Consider the following 16,320-nt stretch of genomic DNA (forward strand, 5'->3'; position numbering starts at 1 on the left):
AGAGTCCATCGTCTACGCTTTATATGGAGCAGTACCGATTTGCCTCTTAAAGGGAAATCTTCAACGGTTATCTCAGGCAAGAAGCCTTTGGATTGCGCTAATTCTGATTGGTACTCCTTGGGCAGCACGTTCTTTTCTTCTAGGTAAAAATGAACCTTACCTTCTGATGATTTATGGTCTACAATTTCAAAATAATCCAATACGCCTTTCGGTAACAAATACTGTGCTAATTTTATATTCAAGATCTAATCTGTTTTTGTCAAAGATAAAGTTTCTCCCCAAGTTTTACGTTTGATCCTAAGTTACCTGCCATTTTTTTTGAAGTGGCATATTCTTTTCCTGCCAAAGAGGTCATTCCTGTGTGTAAGTCGGCAAATGCTTTCCAACTAGTAATGGTTCCGCTGCTTTTGTATTCGGTAAAAACGTTTTCGTCTACCATATTAGCCATTCTTTTAGCTTCCATTTGGTTTACCTCATGTACTGTTTTAGCTTCGTCCTGCGTAACTTCAGTTTTAGTTTGTAGGTTGTTTTCTTCAAAGACGTTGTTTTCTTTTTTTTCATCTGCGCAAGATGTGAAGCCGACTAAAGCGATGGCTACTGCAAAGGGTACTATTTTAAGGTTTTTCATAATATATCATTTTTTGTGAAGATCTAAGATATCATGAGAAATGTATATAATACAATCTGTTTTATTAAATTAAGTATAAAATTTTGGCAGATCTTAACAGAATAGTGGTTTAAAATTAACGATTAAAAGCTCTGCGCTAATCCAAGTATTTTTAGGAGGAGGGGTGAAATAAAGTCAAAAAAAAAGCCCAATCTTAAAAGATTGAGCTTTTATCTATTAGAAGATTTCTAACTATTTGTTATCATCAGTTGCTTCATCAACAGCGTCTCCCATTGCTTCACCAGCTTCTTTAGTTTCATTAATAGCATTGTCTATTGCTTCTCCAGTAGCTTCAAAGCCATCTTCTACAGCTTCTTCAGTGTCTTCAGCAGCGTCTTCAATAGCGTCACCTGCATTTTCGATAGTGTTTTCAGCATCGGTTTTCTCTTCTTCTCTACAAGATGTAAATGAAGCGCCTAAAGCTAATAATAAAGCAGCGCTTAATAATAATTTTTTCATTGATTTAGTTTTTTAATTTAATGTAAATCTACAATTTTAACAATTAATAATTATGTATTTTTTAACAAAAATTAACACAAAAATATTAATGCGTAGATGGTATGTTGTATTTACGTATATAAGCTAGTATTTGGACTACGGCACCGCGATTATTTTTAATGAAGTTTAAATTATTTTGCCCGTAGCTCGCTCTCACTGCCCTATCATTAATAAATAAATGGAGCGCTTTATTTAATTCTTGCTGGTTAGAAATAGAAATAAGGCCTTTATGAGATAGCATTTGGTGGGCTTCGGGGAAAGAATCAAAACGATTACCTATAATTATGGGGGTTCCAAAAACTGCCGGTTCTAAAATATTGTGTAATCCGGTTGTGCCTAAAGCACCTCCAACGTAAGCAATATCAGCGTAACTATATACTTTAGTCAGTAAACCTATGGTGTCTAAAACAAGAACACTAAATGTAGACAGGACTTGGTTTTCTTTTTCAGAAAATAAAATAGTCGGTTTATTTATTTGTCGTTTTATAGTAGCTATTTGGCTCTCTTTAATAGTATGGGGCGCAATAATAAACTTAACATCCTTTCGAGCTTCGGTATTAATATAATTAATTAGTAAAGCTTCATCTTCTGGCCAAGAACTTCCAATAACCACGCAAAGTTCGTTCTGTTTAAACTCTTCGATAAAATCTAACTGATTATTTTGAGAGAGTTGGTCTGTTACACGGTCAAAACGTGTGTCGCCGGAAACGGTAACTGAAGTATAATTAATGCGTTTTAAAAGTTGTTTTGAAGTTTTGTTTTGAGTAAAAATATGGTCGAAGGTAAACAACGCTGCTTTGGTTTGCGTGCCATACCATTTAAAAAACGACTGGTTTTCTCTAAAAATAGCCGAAATCAGTAGGGCTTTTCCTCCCCGAGTTTTCAATGTATTTAAAATATTCGGCCAAATCTCGTATTTCACGAAAATGGTTATCTCAGGATGTACCACATCTAAAAAGCGTTTCGCATTACTTTTTGTGTCTAACGGTAAGTACACAACAACATCGGCAATAGGGCTGTTTTTTCTAATTTCATAACCCGAAGGTGAAAAAAACGAAAGTACTATTTTATGGTCGGAAAAATCGTTACGCAGCGCTTTAAACACCGGTAAACCCTGTTCGTATTCGCCTAGAGAAGCACAGTGAAACCACAACGTTTTGTCGCGAGAAGATAAAGCCGATTCTAATAAGTGAAACGTTTGTCGCCTGCCTACAACGCCTTGCTCAATTTTTTTATTGAAAGGGGCAATACACTTTAAAACAAAAGATAGTAAATATATAGAAATGGAATACAGTAAATTCAAGGTGAAAAACGTTTGTGCTAAAATACATAATTCATTGTTTAACATTCAAGAATTTTGTAATTTCGTTACTTATGAAAAAAATACAAATGGTTGACCTTAAAGGTCAGTATAACGAGATAAAAGAAGTTGTAAATTCTTCTATAAACGAAGTTATAGAAACTACAACTTTTATAAATGGGCCCAAAGTGCACCAGTTTCAAAAAAACTTAGAGGACTATTTAGGTGTAAAACACGTTATTCCTTGTGCAAACGGTACCGATGCGCTACAAATTGCAATGATGGGCTTAGGTCTAAAACCGGGTGATGAGGTTATTACTGCCGATTTTACTTTCGCTGCCACCGTAGAGGTTATTGCTTTATTAAACTTAACTCCTGTTTTAGTCGATGTCGATCCAGAGACCTTTAATATAGATATCGAAGCTGTAAAAAAAGCGATTACTCCCAACACAAAAGCCATTGTGCCGGTACATCTATTTGGTCAGTGTGCCAATATGGAGGCTTTAATGGAAATTGCAAAAGCACACAATTTGTATGTTATAGAAGATAATGCACAAGCTATTGGAGCAACGTATACTTTTAAAGACGGAACAAAAGCTAAAGCAGGAACTATAGGTCACGTCGCATCTACTTCATTTTTTCCTTCAAAAAACCTTGGTGCTTACGGCGATGGTGGTGCAATTTTCACTAACGACGATAATCTAGCACATACCATTCGCGGTATTGTAAACCACGGTATGTACGAGCGTTATCACCACGACGTTGTTGGGGTAAATTCGAGATTAGATTCTATTCAGGCGGCCGTTTTAGATGCCAAATTACCGTATTTAGATAGATATAATAAGTCAAGACAACAGTCGGCGAGACGCTATAGTCAAGCGTTTGAGCCTATCGATAATATCATTACACCAGTAACTATAAATAATTGCGAAGGTATCTGTGAAACTTGCGATTGCCATGTTTTCCATCAATATACTTTAAAAATAAAAGGAGTAGATAGAGATGCATTGGTGGCACACTTGCAAGCGAACAATATCCCGTGTGGTGTGTATTATCCAATTCCACTGCACAGGCAAAAGGCGTATGCAGACACGCGTTATAACGAAGCCGATTTTACCGTAACCAATCAATTAATAAAAGAAGTGATTTCGTTACCAATGCACACCGAGTTAGAGCCAGATCAAATTGACTTTATCACGAAAACACTAATCGATTTCGTTAAAATTAATTAGGGCAAGCCTTTAGTCGTAATTTATCAATTACAATTAAAGTCAGGTTTTCGGTAGTCGCTTTTTTTCTGGTTTCCAATAAAGTAAACTACAAAAAAGAGCTCCCACAAAACCTCAATCCCTCTCGCAAAAGTCACAGTACAGCTTAAAAAGCACCATTCCAAATGAAAAAGATAGTAGTCACCGGGGGCCTAGGTTTTATAGGATCCCACACCGTAGTAGAACTTCAAAACTCAGGATTCGAAGTTATAATAATCGATAATTTATCTAATTCCACTATCTCTGTTTTAGACGGTATTGTTTCAATTACAGGTCAAATTCCAACTTTTTACAATACAGATTTAAAACAAAAGGCCGATGTAGAGGCTTTTTTTAAAGGTCACAATGATATCGCTGGAGTTATTCACTTCGCGGCAAGTAAAGCCGTTGGCGAAAGTGTAAACGAACCTCTTTTATATTACGAAAATAACATCAATACTTTGGTGTATATGTTACAAAATACAACTCAATTAGCCCACGCTCCATTTATTTTTAGCTCATCGTGCACGGTGTACGGAGAAGCAAAAGCTTTACCTATATCTGAAACGTCTCCAATACAACCCGCTTTATCACCCTATGGAAACACAAAACAAATAGGGGAGGATATTATTAGCGATGTGTGTAAAGCAAATACTAATTTCAATGCTATTGCGCTTCGCTATTTTAACCCTATCGGATCCCACGAATCAGCAAAAATTGGTGAATTACCACTAGGTGTGCCGCAAAATTTAGTCCCATTTATTATGCAAACAGGTGCGGGTATACGCGAGCAATTGTCTGTGTTCGGTGATACTTACGCTACCCAAGACGGTACTTGCATTCGCGATTACATTCATGTCGTCGATTTAGCAAAAGCACACGTTATTGCTTTAAAACGGTTAATCGATGGTGAAAACACAACTAATTACGAAGTCTTCAATTTGGGAACAGGTCAAGGAAGTTCGGTTTTAGAGGTGATTAAATCTTTCGAGAGGGTATCCAATCAGTCCCTAAATTATAAGATTGTCGATAAACGCGAAGGCGATGTGGTGGCCGCTTATGCGAATACCACAAAGGCGAAAGACGTGTTAAAATGGACGGCACAATCGTCGTTAGACGACGCTATGCGCTCCGCTTGGAAATGGCAACAGCAACTTAAATAAGACGTCTTGTAATTCGTAAATTACAACGTATTCGGTACATCATATTAATAGTTATAGTGCTCTAATTTTACGATATTCCTATTAATTTGGTGATTTGCAACGAATTACACCTTTATTCTTTGTGTTTGTCATAAATTTTTGTTACTTTGTGGCTTAATGCGATAGAATTATGAGACTGATACAGATCAAGAGAACAACAAAATTAGAAAACCGATTCGCCCCAAAAATGGGCCGCGTCCAAGCCAAAGTAACGTACATAAAAACTATATTTCTAGGGATTATTCCGTTAAAAACGTTACACAAATACAGAGAAACGTATTACGGTAAAGTGAAAGATTGCCAAGAATGTAACTTAGCGAAATAAATATCAAACAATTATAAAAAAAGCTTCAGTTTAATTAAACTGAAGCTTTTTTTTATGCTTTTTTCTTCTTAAGATTCGAGAGTAGAAGCAGTCCCATTCCAACCATTACAGAGACATCTGCAAAGTTGAAAATTCCGGTTCTAAAAACGCCACCTAAATCTATATGTAAAAAATCGGTTACCGATCCATAGAGAATTCTGTCGTAAATATTTGCCATTCCGCCGCCAATTATAAACGAGAACCCCACCAACGATTTTCGATCTAAGGTTTTATCTCTAAAAATATGAAACAGTACTAATGCTAAAACTGCGACGGGTAAAACATTAAGTAATAAAATCTTAAGTGTCGGACTAAAATCACTTCCCATTCCTAAAAAGGCACCCGTGTTTTCAACATTATGTAATGTTAAATAATCGCCTAAAATTTCAGATTCACTTCCTGGCACAACGCTGTCTCTAATCCAAAATTTAGAAATTTGGTCTACAGCAATGTTCAAAATAATCAATCCTAAAATTAAAAATGTACGTGTAATGTTTTTCATATTAAGCTTCGCTACTACATATTGCCGAAGCCGTTTGTGCTTCTTTATTTATCTTTTTAACTAAACCTTGTAATACTTTCCCTGGGCCTACTTCTGTAAATAGTGAAGCGCCGTCCGTAATCATTTGTTGTACAGATTGCGTCCAACGCACAGGAGCTGTTAATTGCTTCATTAAATTGGCTTTAATTTCTGCTTCATTTATTACAGCACTTGCCGTTACGTTTTGGTAAATGGGGCACTTCGGTTTGTTGAACGTTGTGTTTTCTATGGCCGCAGCAAGTTCTTCACGAGCAGGCTCCATTAAAGGTGAGTGAAACGCGCCACCAACAGGTAAAACTAATGCACGACGTGCGCCAGCTGCTTTTAACGCTTCGCAAGCGGTGTTGATGGCCTCAATTTCTCCAGAAATCACTAATTGTCCTGGGCAGTTATAATTTGCGGCTACCACGATACCTTCCGTTTTACCACAAATGTCTTCCACTAAAGCATCTTCTAAACCTAAAACAGCAGCCATCGTACTTGGTTGCAATTCGCACGCTTTTTGCATCGCTAAAGCTCGTTGAGAGACTAGTTTTAGTCCGGCCTCAAAGCTTAATACGCCATTTGCAACAAGAGCAGAAAATTCTCCTAGAGAATGCCCTGCAACCATATCTGGTTTAAAGGCATCACCTAAAGTTTTTGCAAGAATTACCGAATGTAAGAAAATAGCAGGTTGTGTTACTTTTGTTTCTTTTAAAGCATCTGCGGAACCTTTAAACATAATGTCGGTAATTGCAAAACCTAAAAGGCTATTTGCTTTGTTAAATAACTCTTGTGCTAGCGGAGAGTTTTCGTATAAGTCTAAACCCATTCCTGAGAATTGCGCTCCTTGACCAGGAAATATATATGCGTTCATTTCGTTTCGTTTTTTATGCTGCAAAAATAAGAATAATATTTAATAGTATTAAGTTTGTATGTTGCAGTCTGTTCTTAGTATTTATAAACCAACAATAGCGGCTTCAGCACAGCGTTCGCCATCCATTGCGGCACTTACAATGCCACCGGCGTAACCGCCTCCTTCACCGCAAGGATATAAGTTTTTAATTTGAGTATGTTCTAAAGTATCGGTTCTAGGGATGCTTACTGGTGATGAGGTTCTAGATTCGACACCAATAACATTGGCTTCTTCGGTATAGTAGCCTTTCATTTTTTGTCCGAAAGATTCAAATCCTTTACGCAATCTACTTCCTATTAGTTTGGGTAATAAAGAGTGTAAAGGTGCGGACTGTAAACCGGGTTGATACGAGGTTTCATTTAAGGTTGCCGATAAATTACCTTCTACAAAATCGGTTAAGCGTTGTGCCGGTGCTGCTTGAGATCTTCCGCCTGCGGTAAACGCTAAACGTTCTAACTCTTTTTGAAATTCTAAGCCTTTTAAAGCTCCAAATTTCTCATATTTACGTAAATCATTATCAGCATTAATTTCAACAACAATACCGGAATTCGCAAATTTATTATTTCGCTTAGATGGCGACATTCCGTTTACAACCACCTCGCCATTAGCCGTTGCTGCAGGCACAATAAATCCGCCAGGGCACATACAAAACGAGTACACACCGCGATCGTTAACTTGTTGCACTAAACTGTAAGCAGCCGGCGGTAATAATTCGTGACGCTCTCCAGAACAGTGGTATTGAATACTGTCTATAATATGTTGTGGATGCTCTACACGAACGCCCATTGCAAACGATTTTGAATCGATAGCAATATGCTTTTTATTTAAAAGATAGAAAATATCGCGGGCCGAATGACCCGTCGCTAAAATAACACGATCGGTTATTACTTCATCACCGTTTTTAAGTTGAAGGGCTTCAATTTTATTGTTTTTGATACTAAAATCTACTACTCGCGTTTCAAAATGAACTTCACCACCATATTTGATGATGTTTTCACGTATATTTTGAATAATTTTAGGGAGTTTATTAGTTCCTATATGCGGATGTGCATCTGCTAAAATTTGTTCGTTAGCACCGTGATACACCAAGTTTTCAAAAATACGGCGCACATCGCCACGTTTTAAACTTCTAGTATATAATTTACCGTCGCTGTAGGTTCCTGCACCACCTTCGCCAAAACAGTAATTGGAATCTTCGTTTACAAAATGATCCTGATTAATCGCTTTTAAATCGCGACGTCTATCTTTTACATTTTTGCCGCGTTCTAAAACAATAGGTTTATAACCTAATTCTATACAACGCAGCGCAGCGTACATTCCTGCGGGGCCGAAGCCAATAATATGAATCGCTTTTGCTTTAGAAACGTCTTGGTAATGAAAGTCGTATTCCGAAGTTTTAGGTAGCGGTTCTTTAATGTAAACAGCGACTTTATAATTGAATATTATTTTAGGTTTTCTTGCATCAATAGACTTTCGTAATACTTTTACTCCCGTTATATCTTGCTTGGGAATGTTTAAATATTGCGCCGCTTTAAGCAGTAATATATCGTTTTTTTCTTCGTCCTTTAGAGAAATACGAAGTTGGATCTCTTGCATCATACTGCGAAATTAATTAAAATTGGCTGACTTATTTTCTAAAATCGCAATTTTATTACCGATTGTAGTTACCGTTTAATATACGTTAAGAAAGTGAAATCGTGATTGTTATTGCTATCTTTTCCGTGGAAAATATGATGTGTTTCTTTCCAAGCGGTCGTATCAATTTCAGGAAAAAAGGTATCGGCATCAAAGGTGTCGTGTACACGCGTAATCTCGATAGTATTTACATACGGCAGGGCTTGCTTGTAAATTTCGCCACCGCCAATTATAAAAGGTTGGTTATCGTTTTTACTTATTTCGATTGCTTTTTCGATAGAATTTACAACAATAACGCCTACGGGTACTGGGTAATTGTCTTGTCTTGTTACAATAACATGGGTTCTATTAGGAAGTGGCTTCGGGAAACTTTCGAAGGTTTTGCGCCCCATAATAATATGATGACCCGAAGTAAGCGATTTGAAACGTTTTAAGTCATCACTTAAATGCCAAATTAAACCGTTGTCTTTTCCAATGGCATTGTTTTCTGAAGCAGCGACAATAATGGTAAGATTGTTAGTGTTATTATTTGGAGAGAGGGCTGTATTCGATGGCGCTATCTTAACTTGTTGTGGTGCCTCCTTTTCAACCTGATGTTTTAGTTTTTCGATACGCAATTTCTGCTCTCCTACTAATTTATCTAATAGCGCTTTCTCCCAAGCGTCACCCATAAATTTATGCGTCACAAAAACATTGAATGCGTGATACAGAAAAAAGAATAACCAAATAAATATGGCAAATACAAACCAGTCGATATTAAAAAATCTTACGGCGTCACCAATACCTAAAACCGTATTTGCTAAAACTAAAAATACAGCACCAATTAAAAAAACAACAAAGTGAATGTATAATCGTTTTTTTTGCTTTACGCGACGTTGCGCATTTTCTATAAGTTCTAATTGATCTTTATCAATTTGAGATTTTTGTGTTTTCTTTCCAAACATAAGTATAGTGCTAATTAATAGAGTAAAGTTACTATTTTAAAAAGAGAAATCTATTACCTTAATAAATAAAATTAAATGGCTACTTTTCCTTTAATATGTGGATGGGGATCGTAATTTTCTAGGGTAAAATCTTCAAACGTAAAAGCAAATATATCTTTAACCTCTGGGTTTAATTTCATTTTTGGTAGGCGTTTAGGTGCGCGAGACAATTGCAACTCTAATTGCTCTTTATGATTATTGTAAATATGCGCGTCTCCGAATGTATGAATAAAATCACCCGGTTCGTAACCACAAACCTGAGCCATCATCATAGTAAATAGGGCATAAGAGCCAATATTAAAAGGCACGCCTAAAAAAATATCGGCACTACGTTGGTACAATTGGCAAGACAATTTACCGTCGGCAACATAAAACTGAAAGAACGTGTGGCACGGTGGTAATGCTGCTTTACCGTTGGCTACATTCTCGCTAAACGATTTAGAGGCGTCTGGTAACACTGAAGGATTCCAAGCAGAGACTAACATTCGTCTACTATTTGGGTTGCTTTTAAGCTCCAGAATAACATCTGCGATTTGATCGATCTCGTCGTTATTCCAGTTTCTCCATTGGTGTCCGTAAACCGGACCTAAATCGCCATTTTCGTCTGCCCATTCATTCCAAATACGAACGCCGTTATCATTTAAATACTTAATATTTGTATCGCCTTTTAAAAACCATAGAAGCTCGTAGATAATAGATTTTAGGTGGAGTTTCTTGGTGGTAACCATCGGGAAGCCTTCGCTCAAATCAAAACGCATTTGGTAACCAAAGACACTTTTGGTGCCTGTTCCTGTGCGGTCTTCTTTGTCGTTTCCATTTTCTAATACGTGTTTTACTAAGTCGTGATATTGTTTCATATTAATAGTGTTCGAAAGCGATAATTGCGTTTCTAATTGTCCTTTGATTGGTATCAAAAGTAAAAAAAAGTTTCTAATTAGATTTTGATTGACGCTTTCTTTATAGTAAGATTTATTTCTTTTAATGCCGTTTATTACCCAATAATCATACCTGCAATAGTTGCTGAAATTAATGAAGCGATGGTCCCTCCAAGTAAGGCTTTCATACCAAACTTTGACAATGTTTTGCGTTGTCCAGGAGCTAAAGATCCTATGCCTCCGATCTGAATACCAATAGAAGCAAAGTTGGCAAAACCACAAAGCATATACGTGGCCATAATAATAGATTTTTCGAATTTTAAGTGCGTAACATTAGCGACGTTTTTTAATTCGGCTAATTGAATATAACCAATAAACTCGCTGGCCGCCAATTTAATACCTAAAAGCTGTCCCATAAGTGCCATATCTTCTCGAGCAACCCCCATTAACCACATTAAAGGAGCGAAAACATATCCTAAAATTAATTCTAAAGAAACTTTAGGGTACGGCGTGTTATTTTCCACCCAATTATTCAACGTTGTAACTTCTCCAGCCCAACCTAAAATACCGTTTAACATCGCTATAAAGGCCACGAAAACTAACAACATTGCACCGACGTTTACGGCCAGTTTTAAACCTTCAGTTGTACCATTGGCAATGGCATCTAAGATATTAGAGCCTATTTTATCTTGCGATACATTAACGTCTTTATCAATAACTTCAGTTTGCGGGTAAAGAATTTTTGAAATGACAATAGCGCCAGGTGCCGCCATTACGGAGGCTGCCAAAAGGTGTTTTGCATAAAACAAACGCAGAGCTTCATCTTCACCTCCTAAAAAACCAATATAAGCCGCTAATACAGCTCCGGCAACGGTAGCCATACCTCCAATCATTACTAAAAGGATTTCAGACTTATTCATTTTTTCTAGATAGGCTTTAATAAGGAGTGGAGCTTCAGTCTGTCCTAAGAAAATATTTCCGGCAACACTTAAACTTTCAGCGCCAGAAATTTTAAGTACTTTGGATAGCGCCCACGCCATTCCTTTTACTACTTTTTGAATAATTCCTAAATAGTAAAGAAGTGAGGTTAATGCCGAAAAGAATATTATAGTTGGTAGTACTTGGAAGGCGAATATAAAGCCGAAAGTATCCATATCCATTACTAAACCATCGAATAGAAACTTACTCCCTGCACGTGTAAAATCTAGCACACTAATAAACAGGCTGCCAATAAATTCGAAAATACTTTTTACAAATGGTACTTTTAAGACACCTACCGCAATAATAAGCTGAAAAAGGAGTCCTATACCCACAATTTTCCAATCGATTGCTTTACGGTTATTACTAAATAAGAAAGCAATAAAAATTAATGATACCATTCCTAACAGACCACGCCACAAGCTAGTAATAGTGATACCTTGGCTGCTAACAATGCCTTCTTTTTCTCCCGTTTCTGCTAAAGCAGTCATTGCTTTTTTTAAAGTAATTGGCGTTTTAAAGCTGTAGGTAATGTCTTTTTCTTTAAAGACTAAAGTAGAGTCTGTAAGTTTTGAGATTTTATACTTCTGTATAGAATCTGAGGGTTTGTTAAAGTAAAAAACAAGTAAATTATGTTGATAGATATAATCACCGGTAGCGTTTACGTTGCTGTCTATAATAGAGAATTCAAATTCGCCATTATTAAGAGTAAGTTTATCGGTATCTGAAACAGAAATAACATCTTCGCCGGCTTGGTTTTGTAGGGATTGTATTTCCCACGTTTTATTGATGTCTTGCGCTACTAAAGTATTGAGCCCAAAAAATATAGCTATTAAAGCTAAAAAAAAGTATTTCATAATAAAGTCTTATCGTTTAGAAATCTCGTCTCTTAGTTTAGCGGCTTTTTCATAATCTTCATTATTAACAGCTTCGGTTAACAGATTTTGCAAATCTCCTAGGGAATATGATTTGTAATCGTCCTCTGTCGTTGCAGAGATATCTATATCTTCGTTTAAAACACCGTCAATAAGAATACTGTCCTCGTCATGCTCTTCTTCGTCTAAGTCGACTTTTAAGAAGATTCCAGCTTTATCTAGAATATTTTTATAAGTAAAAATAGGCGCTTTAAAACGTAAGGCCAAGGCGATAGCATCGCTCGTTCGGGTGTCTATAATTTCCTCTATTTTATCGCGTTCGCATACTAAACTAGAGTAAAAAACGCCATCCACGAGTTTATGAATTATGACTTGTTTTATAACAATATCAAAACGGTCTGCAAAGTTTTTAAAGAGATCGTGAGTAAGTGGTCTTGGGGGGGTTATTTCTTTTTCTAAAGCGATAGCGATAGATTGTGCTTCGAAAGCGCCAATAACTATGGGAAGTTTTCTGTCTCCATCGACTTCGTTTAGTATAAGGGCGTAAGCGCCATTTTGGGTTTGGCTATAAGATATTCCTTTTATATTTAGTCGAACTAAACTCATAATTTTATAAAAAACAAAGAACTGTTTAAATTGGGAGAATACCAACTCCAAAACTTATAATTGTAAATTTTAGTGTTGATTTTTCATATTACAGAAATCTATAATTTGAAAACTCTAATTTAAACAGTTCTTATTTAAGAACTTAAATTTCAATAATTTAAGCGTTTGCGGCTTTAAAAGCTTTTAATTTTTCTATTAGTGCGGGTACGACTTCAAAAGCATCACCAACAACACCATAATCTGCGGCCTTAAAGAAAGGAGCTTCTGGGTCTGTGTTTATAACTACTTTTACTTTAGAGGCATTAATACCAGCTAAATGCTGGATGGCTCCAGAAATACCTATGGCAATGTATAAGTTTGCCGCTACAGGTTTTCCTGTTTGCCCTACGTGTTCACCGTGTGGTCTCCAACCCAAATCACTTACAGGTTTAGAACATGCTGTAGCTGCTCCTAAAACGTCTGCTAATTCTTCAATCATTCCCCAGTTTTCAGGGCCTTTTAAACCACGACCTGCAGAGACTACAATCTCAGCATCGGCAATAGTTACTTTATCTGTTACTTTATCCACTGACTCTACTGTTACTCCAGAAGCAGGAATTGAAGGAGAAAAGTCTTCGGCAGTTGCACTTCCGCTATTTTCTACCAAACCATAAGAATTGTTAGAGACACCAACTAATTTTACAGCAGTGTCTATGGTAGTAAGATTAAAGGCCTTGTTTGTAAACGCGGTACGTTTTACTGTAAAGGGAGCTGTGCTTGAAGGCACTTCGACAACGTTAGAGGCATACCCAGCATCTAAATTTACAGCCAATAGTGGTGCTAAATATTTACTGTCTGCGCTAGAGCTTACCACAACAACCTTAGAACTTTCATTCTCTGCTGCTTGCTTTAAAACTGACGCGTAAGATTTTGCATTGAATTTTTTTAAATCGGTATTAGACACTTTTAATACTTTGTCTACACCATATTTTCCTAATTCTGAAACATCGTCTGCATTTACTGCAACCGCTGTTACTGTAGTCCCTAATTGGTCGGCTACAGCTTTCGCATAAGAAGCAACCTCGAAAGCTGTTTTCTTAAATTTTCCGTTTTCTGATTCTGTATATACTAAAATTGACATATTTTAATTTTTCTTGTCGCAATACTACTAAGTACTATTGCGAGGTGTTTATAATGAATTGCTCACCGTGTTCTCTCGTTGTAAACGAAAAAACAGGATTAAATAACTTTAGCTTCGTTATGAAGTAAGTTTACTAATTCGTCTAAATTATTGGCATCTACTAAAGTTACCGCTCCTTTTGATACAGGCTTTTCAAATTTAACAGAAGACGTTTCTGTTTCTGCCGATGTTGCTTCAACCACATTTAACGGTTTTTTACGCGCCATCATAATACCTCTCATATTAGGAATACGTAAATCACTTTCTTCAACTAATCCTTTTTGTCCACCAATGACTAAGGGTAAAGCGGTTGAAACCGTTTCTTTTCCACCATCGATTTCTCTAATCGCTGTTGCGCTGGTACCATCAACTTCTAAGTTAATACAATTGGTAACAAAGTTAGCATCGGTTAACTCAGCTAACATTCCTGGCACCATTGCACCGTTATAATCGATAGACTCACGGCCCGCAATAACTAAATCGTAACCGCCATCTTTTACTACTTTAGCTAATTCTTTCGCGACTTGGTAACCGTCTACTGCAGGTGTGTTTACACGAATTGCAGAATCGGCACCTATAGCTAATGCTTTACGTAATGTTGGTTCTGTTTCTGGGCCACCCACATTAACGACATCTACACTGGCCCCTTGTTTTTCCTTAAACCACATAGCACGTGTTAAACCAAACTCATCATTTGGGTTAATTACAAATTGTACACCGCTGGTGTCGAATTTAGAATCACCGTCTGTAAAATTAATTTTCGACGTGGTGTCTGGAACATGGCTAATACACACTAAAATTTTCATTCTCTTGTTTTATTTATAAATTGATACAATTGCTAGGTTAATAAGGTACTAAAACCCTTTTAACTGGCTTTATTATATTTAATATTCTTTAAGGTTACGAAGTTAATTATTTTATTTTACATTTTTATTATGCGTGCATAACAAATTTTAAATAATTACAGGAAAATAATAGAGTTAAAATTTTAATTTACCACCCAAAAGAATATGTCCGGAAAGAGTAGCGCTTGTTTTTTCCTCGTAGAAACTAGGTGAGCTGTTGTTTTCAAGAATAGTTTTATGGTTTAGATTCAATATGTTATTTCCAGTTGCATATATTTCCCATTTCGATTTTTCTTTAGTAAACCTTAATTTCGGACTTATAACATATAGCTTTCTAGTTGAGTTAGTGCCGTTGTAAAAGGTTAAACTAGAGTTTAAATACCAAAATAGACTCTTTGAAATTTTACCATTTGTATTTAAATAAGGCTGTGTAATACGAAGGTAAGTTCTGCTATTTTGATCGGTGTAGTTGTCTTTTGAATATTTAAGGCCTAAATCAAAATGGAAAACAGCTTTCTTAAATTGGCTTTTCACTTTTAAAATACTAGATATGTTTTCATTCTTGAAATGGTACAGATTATTATCTTGAAAATATTCTTTTTTGTTAGTGTTATAAGATAAAGTACCAGAAAAAGATAATGGTAGTTTTTTAAGTTTTTTGTCTAAAAAAATAAACGTATTAAACATATTATCTTGACGAATTATTTTATTTGTAGAGATAGATACGTTTTCTGTGTTTATTATATTATTACCAATAGACTTATTTTTACTAGTGTAGGAAGCATTAAAAATATATGAAAACTCTAATTTGGGTTTAAAAATGAAATGACTCGCACTAATTTGATGATACGGCAAGAGAGTTGTAATTGTAAGATCGTTATTTACAAGTAAGTTTCGATAATCTTTAATAATAAATCCATCATTTAAATGGTCTATATTGGGTGTTTGGCTTGAAAATTTATAAGATAGTTGTGCTATATTATTGATGTTAAATACAGATTTAATAGACGAGTTAAATTCTAAGTAATTAATGTTGTTATTTATAGTATTATACGTGTTTGCTGTATAATTGTAATTTGCCCCTATGATATAATTTATTGTTTTTGAGATTTTAAAGGTTGCATCAATACCATTTTTAGCTAATAATTGGTCTAATGATATCCTGTTGTAAAAGCTAGAAAGATTATTAGTGTTTGATGTTAACTTATCCCTTGTAAAAGATGTATTATTGTATAAATCTATAGAAACCTTATTATAGTTTAAAGTGTAGGATAAATGAAAGTTTGTCTCTTGTAAAGACTTATCTATTGATTGATTAGCGACAAATTCGTCGTTAAAATTAATATTTATAAAGGCGTTGTTAGAATAAATGTTTTTTATGCTTTTACTGTCAAGATAGTTAAAAGATAAGCTGGATGTGCTAATTTAGCGGACAGTACAAGTTAAGCATAAAGTCTTACATTTAACTTATGACACAAGAGCGAAAGAAATATGATCCAGCTTTTAAACGACAAGCTGTAGAATTAAGTAAGGACAGAAAGAACCTGTCAGAACTAGCAAGAGAACTAGGTATCAAGGTTACTCTTTTATACAAGTGGCGTAAAGAATTTGAAGCTTTTGAATCGGGAAGTTTCCCAGGCAATGGTAATT

At 35.8% G+C, this 16,320-nt stretch carries 18 protein-coding genes; 4 read left to right on the forward strand and 14 right to left on the reverse strand.

Annotated features, from left to right (window positions below):
- From ES677_RS14215 to ES677_RS14230, 4 genes are all read right to left on the reverse strand, one after another.
- On the reverse strand, nt 1-242 hold a 242-nt coding region (locus ES677_RS14215; protein ID WP_148381592.1), incomplete at its 3' end, for an ISAon1 family transposase N-terminal region protein.
- A 17-nt stretch (nt 243-259) separates the two neighbouring features.
- Nucleotides 260-628 carry a hypothetical protein gene (locus ES677_RS14220; RefSeq protein ID WP_148381593.1) on the reverse strand — a complete coding sequence of 123 codons (369 nt, stop codon included), beginning with the start codon at nt 626-628 and terminating at the stop codon, nt 260-262.
- Between the two features lie 231 nt (nt 629-859).
- Nucleotides 860-1,126 (reverse strand): hypothetical protein, encoded by a 267-nt coding sequence (locus ES677_RS14225; protein WP_148370080.1) that lies wholly within the window; start codon nt 1,124-1,126, stop codon nt 860-862.
- 85 nt (nt 1,127-1,211) lie between these two features.
- Nucleotides 1,212-2,513, reverse strand: coding sequence for a 3-deoxy-D-manno-octulosonic acid transferase (locus tag ES677_RS14230; RefSeq protein ID WP_148381594.1), 1,302 nt, complete (start codon nt 2,511-2,513; stop codon nt 1,212-1,214).
- A 26-nt stretch (nt 2,514-2,539) separates the two neighbouring features.
- Here ES677_RS14230 and ES677_RS14235 point away from each other — a divergent pair, with 26 nt between their 5' ends.
- The 3 genes from ES677_RS14235 (at nt 2,540) to ES677_RS14245 (ending at nt 5,239) form a co-directional block, all read left to right on the forward strand.
- Nucleotides 2,540-3,697 (forward strand): DegT/DnrJ/EryC1/StrS family aminotransferase, encoded by a 1,158-nt coding sequence (locus ES677_RS14235; RefSeq protein ID WP_148381595.1) that lies wholly within the window; start codon nt 2,540-2,542, stop codon nt 3,695-3,697.
- Between the two features lie 161 nt (nt 3,698-3,858).
- The gene (gene galE, locus ES677_RS14240) at nt 3,859-4,875 is read left to right on the forward strand and encodes a UDP-glucose 4-epimerase GalE (protein WP_148381596.1); all 1,017 of its coding nucleotides are present in this window, start codon (nt 3,859-3,861) and stop codon (nt 4,873-4,875) included.
- A gap of 169 nt (nt 4,876-5,044) precedes the next feature.
- Nucleotides 5,045-5,239, forward strand: coding sequence for a hypothetical protein (locus tag ES677_RS14245; protein WP_148370076.1), 195 nt, complete (start codon nt 5,045-5,047; stop codon nt 5,237-5,239).
- 52 nt (nt 5,240-5,291) lie between these two features.
- Here the strand turns inward: ES677_RS14245 and lspA are convergent, their stop codons facing one another.
- The 10 genes from lspA to ES677_RS14295 all read right to left on the reverse strand — a co-directional run bounded on the left by lspA (nt 5,292) and on the right by ES677_RS14295 (nt 15,525).
- Nucleotides 5,292-5,780 carry a signal peptidase II gene (lspA, locus tag ES677_RS14250; protein ID WP_148370075.1) on the reverse strand — a complete coding sequence of 163 codons (489 nt, stop codon included), beginning with the start codon at nt 5,778-5,780 and terminating at the stop codon, nt 5,292-5,294.
- A gap of 1 nt (nt 5,781) precedes the next feature.
- The gene (gene fabD, locus ES677_RS14255; RefSeq protein WP_148370074.1) at nt 5,782-6,675 is read right to left on the reverse strand and encodes an ACP S-malonyltransferase; all 894 of its coding nucleotides are present in this window, start codon (nt 6,673-6,675) and stop codon (nt 5,782-5,784) included.
- Nucleotides 6,676-6,756: 81 nt separating this feature from the next.
- Nucleotides 6,757-8,313 (reverse strand): NAD(P)/FAD-dependent oxidoreductase, encoded by a 1,557-nt coding sequence (locus ES677_RS14260; RefSeq protein WP_148381597.1) that lies wholly within the window; start codon nt 8,311-8,313, stop codon nt 6,757-6,759.
- A gap of 65 nt (nt 8,314-8,378) precedes the next feature.
- Nucleotides 8,379-9,293, reverse strand: a complete 915-nt coding sequence (locus tag ES677_RS14265; protein WP_148381598.1) for a dihydrofolate reductase — start codon at nt 9,291-9,293, stop codon at nt 8,379-8,381.
- Nucleotides 9,294-9,364: 71 nt separating this feature from the next.
- Complete coding sequence (locus ES677_RS14270; RefSeq protein ID WP_148381602.1) at nt 9,365-10,189, reverse strand: thymidylate synthase; 825 nt, start codon at nt 10,187-10,189, stop codon at nt 9,365-9,367.
- 134 nt (nt 10,190-10,323) lie between these two features.
- A complete protein-coding gene (locus ES677_RS14275) occupies nt 10,324-12,042 on the reverse strand; it encodes a NupC/NupG family nucleoside CNT transporter (RefSeq protein WP_148381599.1) in 1,719 nt (572 codons plus the stop codon).
- 9 nt (nt 12,043-12,051) lie between these two features.
- The gene (locus tag ES677_RS14280; protein WP_148370070.1) at nt 12,052-12,666 is read right to left on the reverse strand and encodes a bifunctional nuclease family protein; all 615 of its coding nucleotides are present in this window, start codon (nt 12,664-12,666) and stop codon (nt 12,052-12,054) included.
- Nucleotides 12,667-12,823: 157 nt separating this feature from the next.
- Nucleotides 12,824-13,786, reverse strand: a complete 963-nt coding sequence (locus tag ES677_RS14285; protein ID WP_148381600.1) for an electron transfer flavoprotein subunit alpha/FixB family protein — start codon at nt 13,784-13,786, stop codon at nt 12,824-12,826.
- A gap of 98 nt (nt 13,787-13,884) precedes the next feature.
- Nucleotides 13,885-14,631 (reverse strand): electron transfer flavoprotein subunit beta/FixA family protein, encoded by a 747-nt coding sequence (locus ES677_RS14290; protein WP_148370068.1) that lies wholly within the window; start codon nt 14,629-14,631, stop codon nt 13,885-13,887.
- A gap of 174 nt (nt 14,632-14,805) precedes the next feature.
- Nucleotides 14,806-15,525 carry a hypothetical protein gene (locus ES677_RS14295; RefSeq protein WP_148381601.1) on the reverse strand — a complete coding sequence of 240 codons (720 nt, stop codon included), beginning with the start codon at nt 15,523-15,525 and terminating at the stop codon, nt 14,806-14,808.
- 614 nt (nt 15,526-16,139) lie between these two features.
- Here ES677_RS14295 and ES677_RS14300 point away from each other — a divergent pair.
- Nucleotides 16,140-16,320 (forward strand): transposase (locus ES677_RS14300; protein ID WP_148380285.1); only part of this gene is annotated, 181 nt, incomplete at its 3' end.

The sequence above is a fragment of the Bizionia gelidisalsuginis genome (assembly GCF_008086185.1).
Classification (GTDB): Bacteria; Bacteroidota; Bacteroidia; order Flavobacteriales; family Flavobacteriaceae; genus Bizionia; species Bizionia saleffrena.

What these genes read in the sequence shown, in the direction of transcription:
- ES677_RS14230 (WP_148381594.1), bottom strand. Translation starts at nt 2,513, where the DNA reads ATGTTAAACAATGAATTATGTATTTTAGCACAAACGTTTTTCACCTTG.
- ES677_RS14260 (WP_148381597.1), bottom strand. Translation starts at nt 8,313, where the DNA reads ATGATGCAAGAGATCCAACTTCGTATTTCTCTAAAGGACGAAGAAAAA.
- ES677_RS14225 (WP_148370080.1), bottom strand. Translation starts at nt 1,126, where the DNA reads ATGAAAAAATTATTATTAAGCGCTGCTTTATTATTAGCTTTAGGCGCT.
- ES677_RS14265 (WP_148381598.1), bottom strand. Translation starts at nt 9,293, where the DNA reads ATGTTTGGAAAGAAAACACAAAAATCTCAAATTGATAAAGATCAATTA.
- ES677_RS14280 (WP_148370070.1), bottom strand. Translation starts at nt 12,666, where the DNA reads ATGAGTTTAGTTCGACTAAATATAAAAGGAATATCTTATAGCCAAACC.
- ES677_RS14290 (WP_148370068.1), bottom strand. Translation starts at nt 14,631, where the DNA reads ATGAAAATTTTAGTGTGTATTAGCCATGTTCCAGACACCACGTCGAAA.
- ES677_RS14275 (WP_148381599.1), bottom strand. Translation starts at nt 12,042, where the DNA reads ATGAAATACTTTTTTTTAGCTTTAATAGCTATATTTTTTGGGCTCAAT.
- lspA (WP_148370075.1), bottom strand. Translation starts at nt 5,780, where the DNA reads ATGAAAAACATTACACGTACATTTTTAATTTTAGGATTGATTATTTTG.
- ES677_RS14285 (WP_148381600.1), bottom strand. Translation starts at nt 13,786, where the DNA reads ATGTCAATTTTAGTATATACAGAATCAGAAAACGGAAAATTTAAGAAA.
- ES677_RS14270 (WP_148381602.1), bottom strand. Translation starts at nt 10,189, where the DNA reads ATGAAACAATATCACGACTTAGTAAAACACGTATTAGAAAATGGAAAC.
- fabD (WP_148370074.1), bottom strand. Translation starts at nt 6,675, where the DNA reads ATGAACGCATATATATTTCCTGGTCAAGGAGCGCAATTCTCAGGAATG.
- ES677_RS14220 (WP_148381593.1), bottom strand. Translation starts at nt 628, where the DNA reads ATGAAAAACCTTAAAATAGTACCCTTTGCAGTAGCCATCGCTTTAGTC.
- ES677_RS14245 (WP_148370076.1), top strand. Translation starts at nt 5,045, where the DNA reads ATGAGACTGATACAGATCAAGAGAACAACAAAATTAGAAAACCGATTC.
- galE (WP_148381596.1), top strand. Translation starts at nt 3,859, where the DNA reads ATGAAAAAGATAGTAGTCACCGGGGGCCTAGGTTTTATAGGATCCCAC.
- ES677_RS14235 (WP_148381595.1), top strand. Translation starts at nt 2,540, where the DNA reads ATGAAAAAAATACAAATGGTTGACCTTAAAGGTCAGTATAACGAGATA.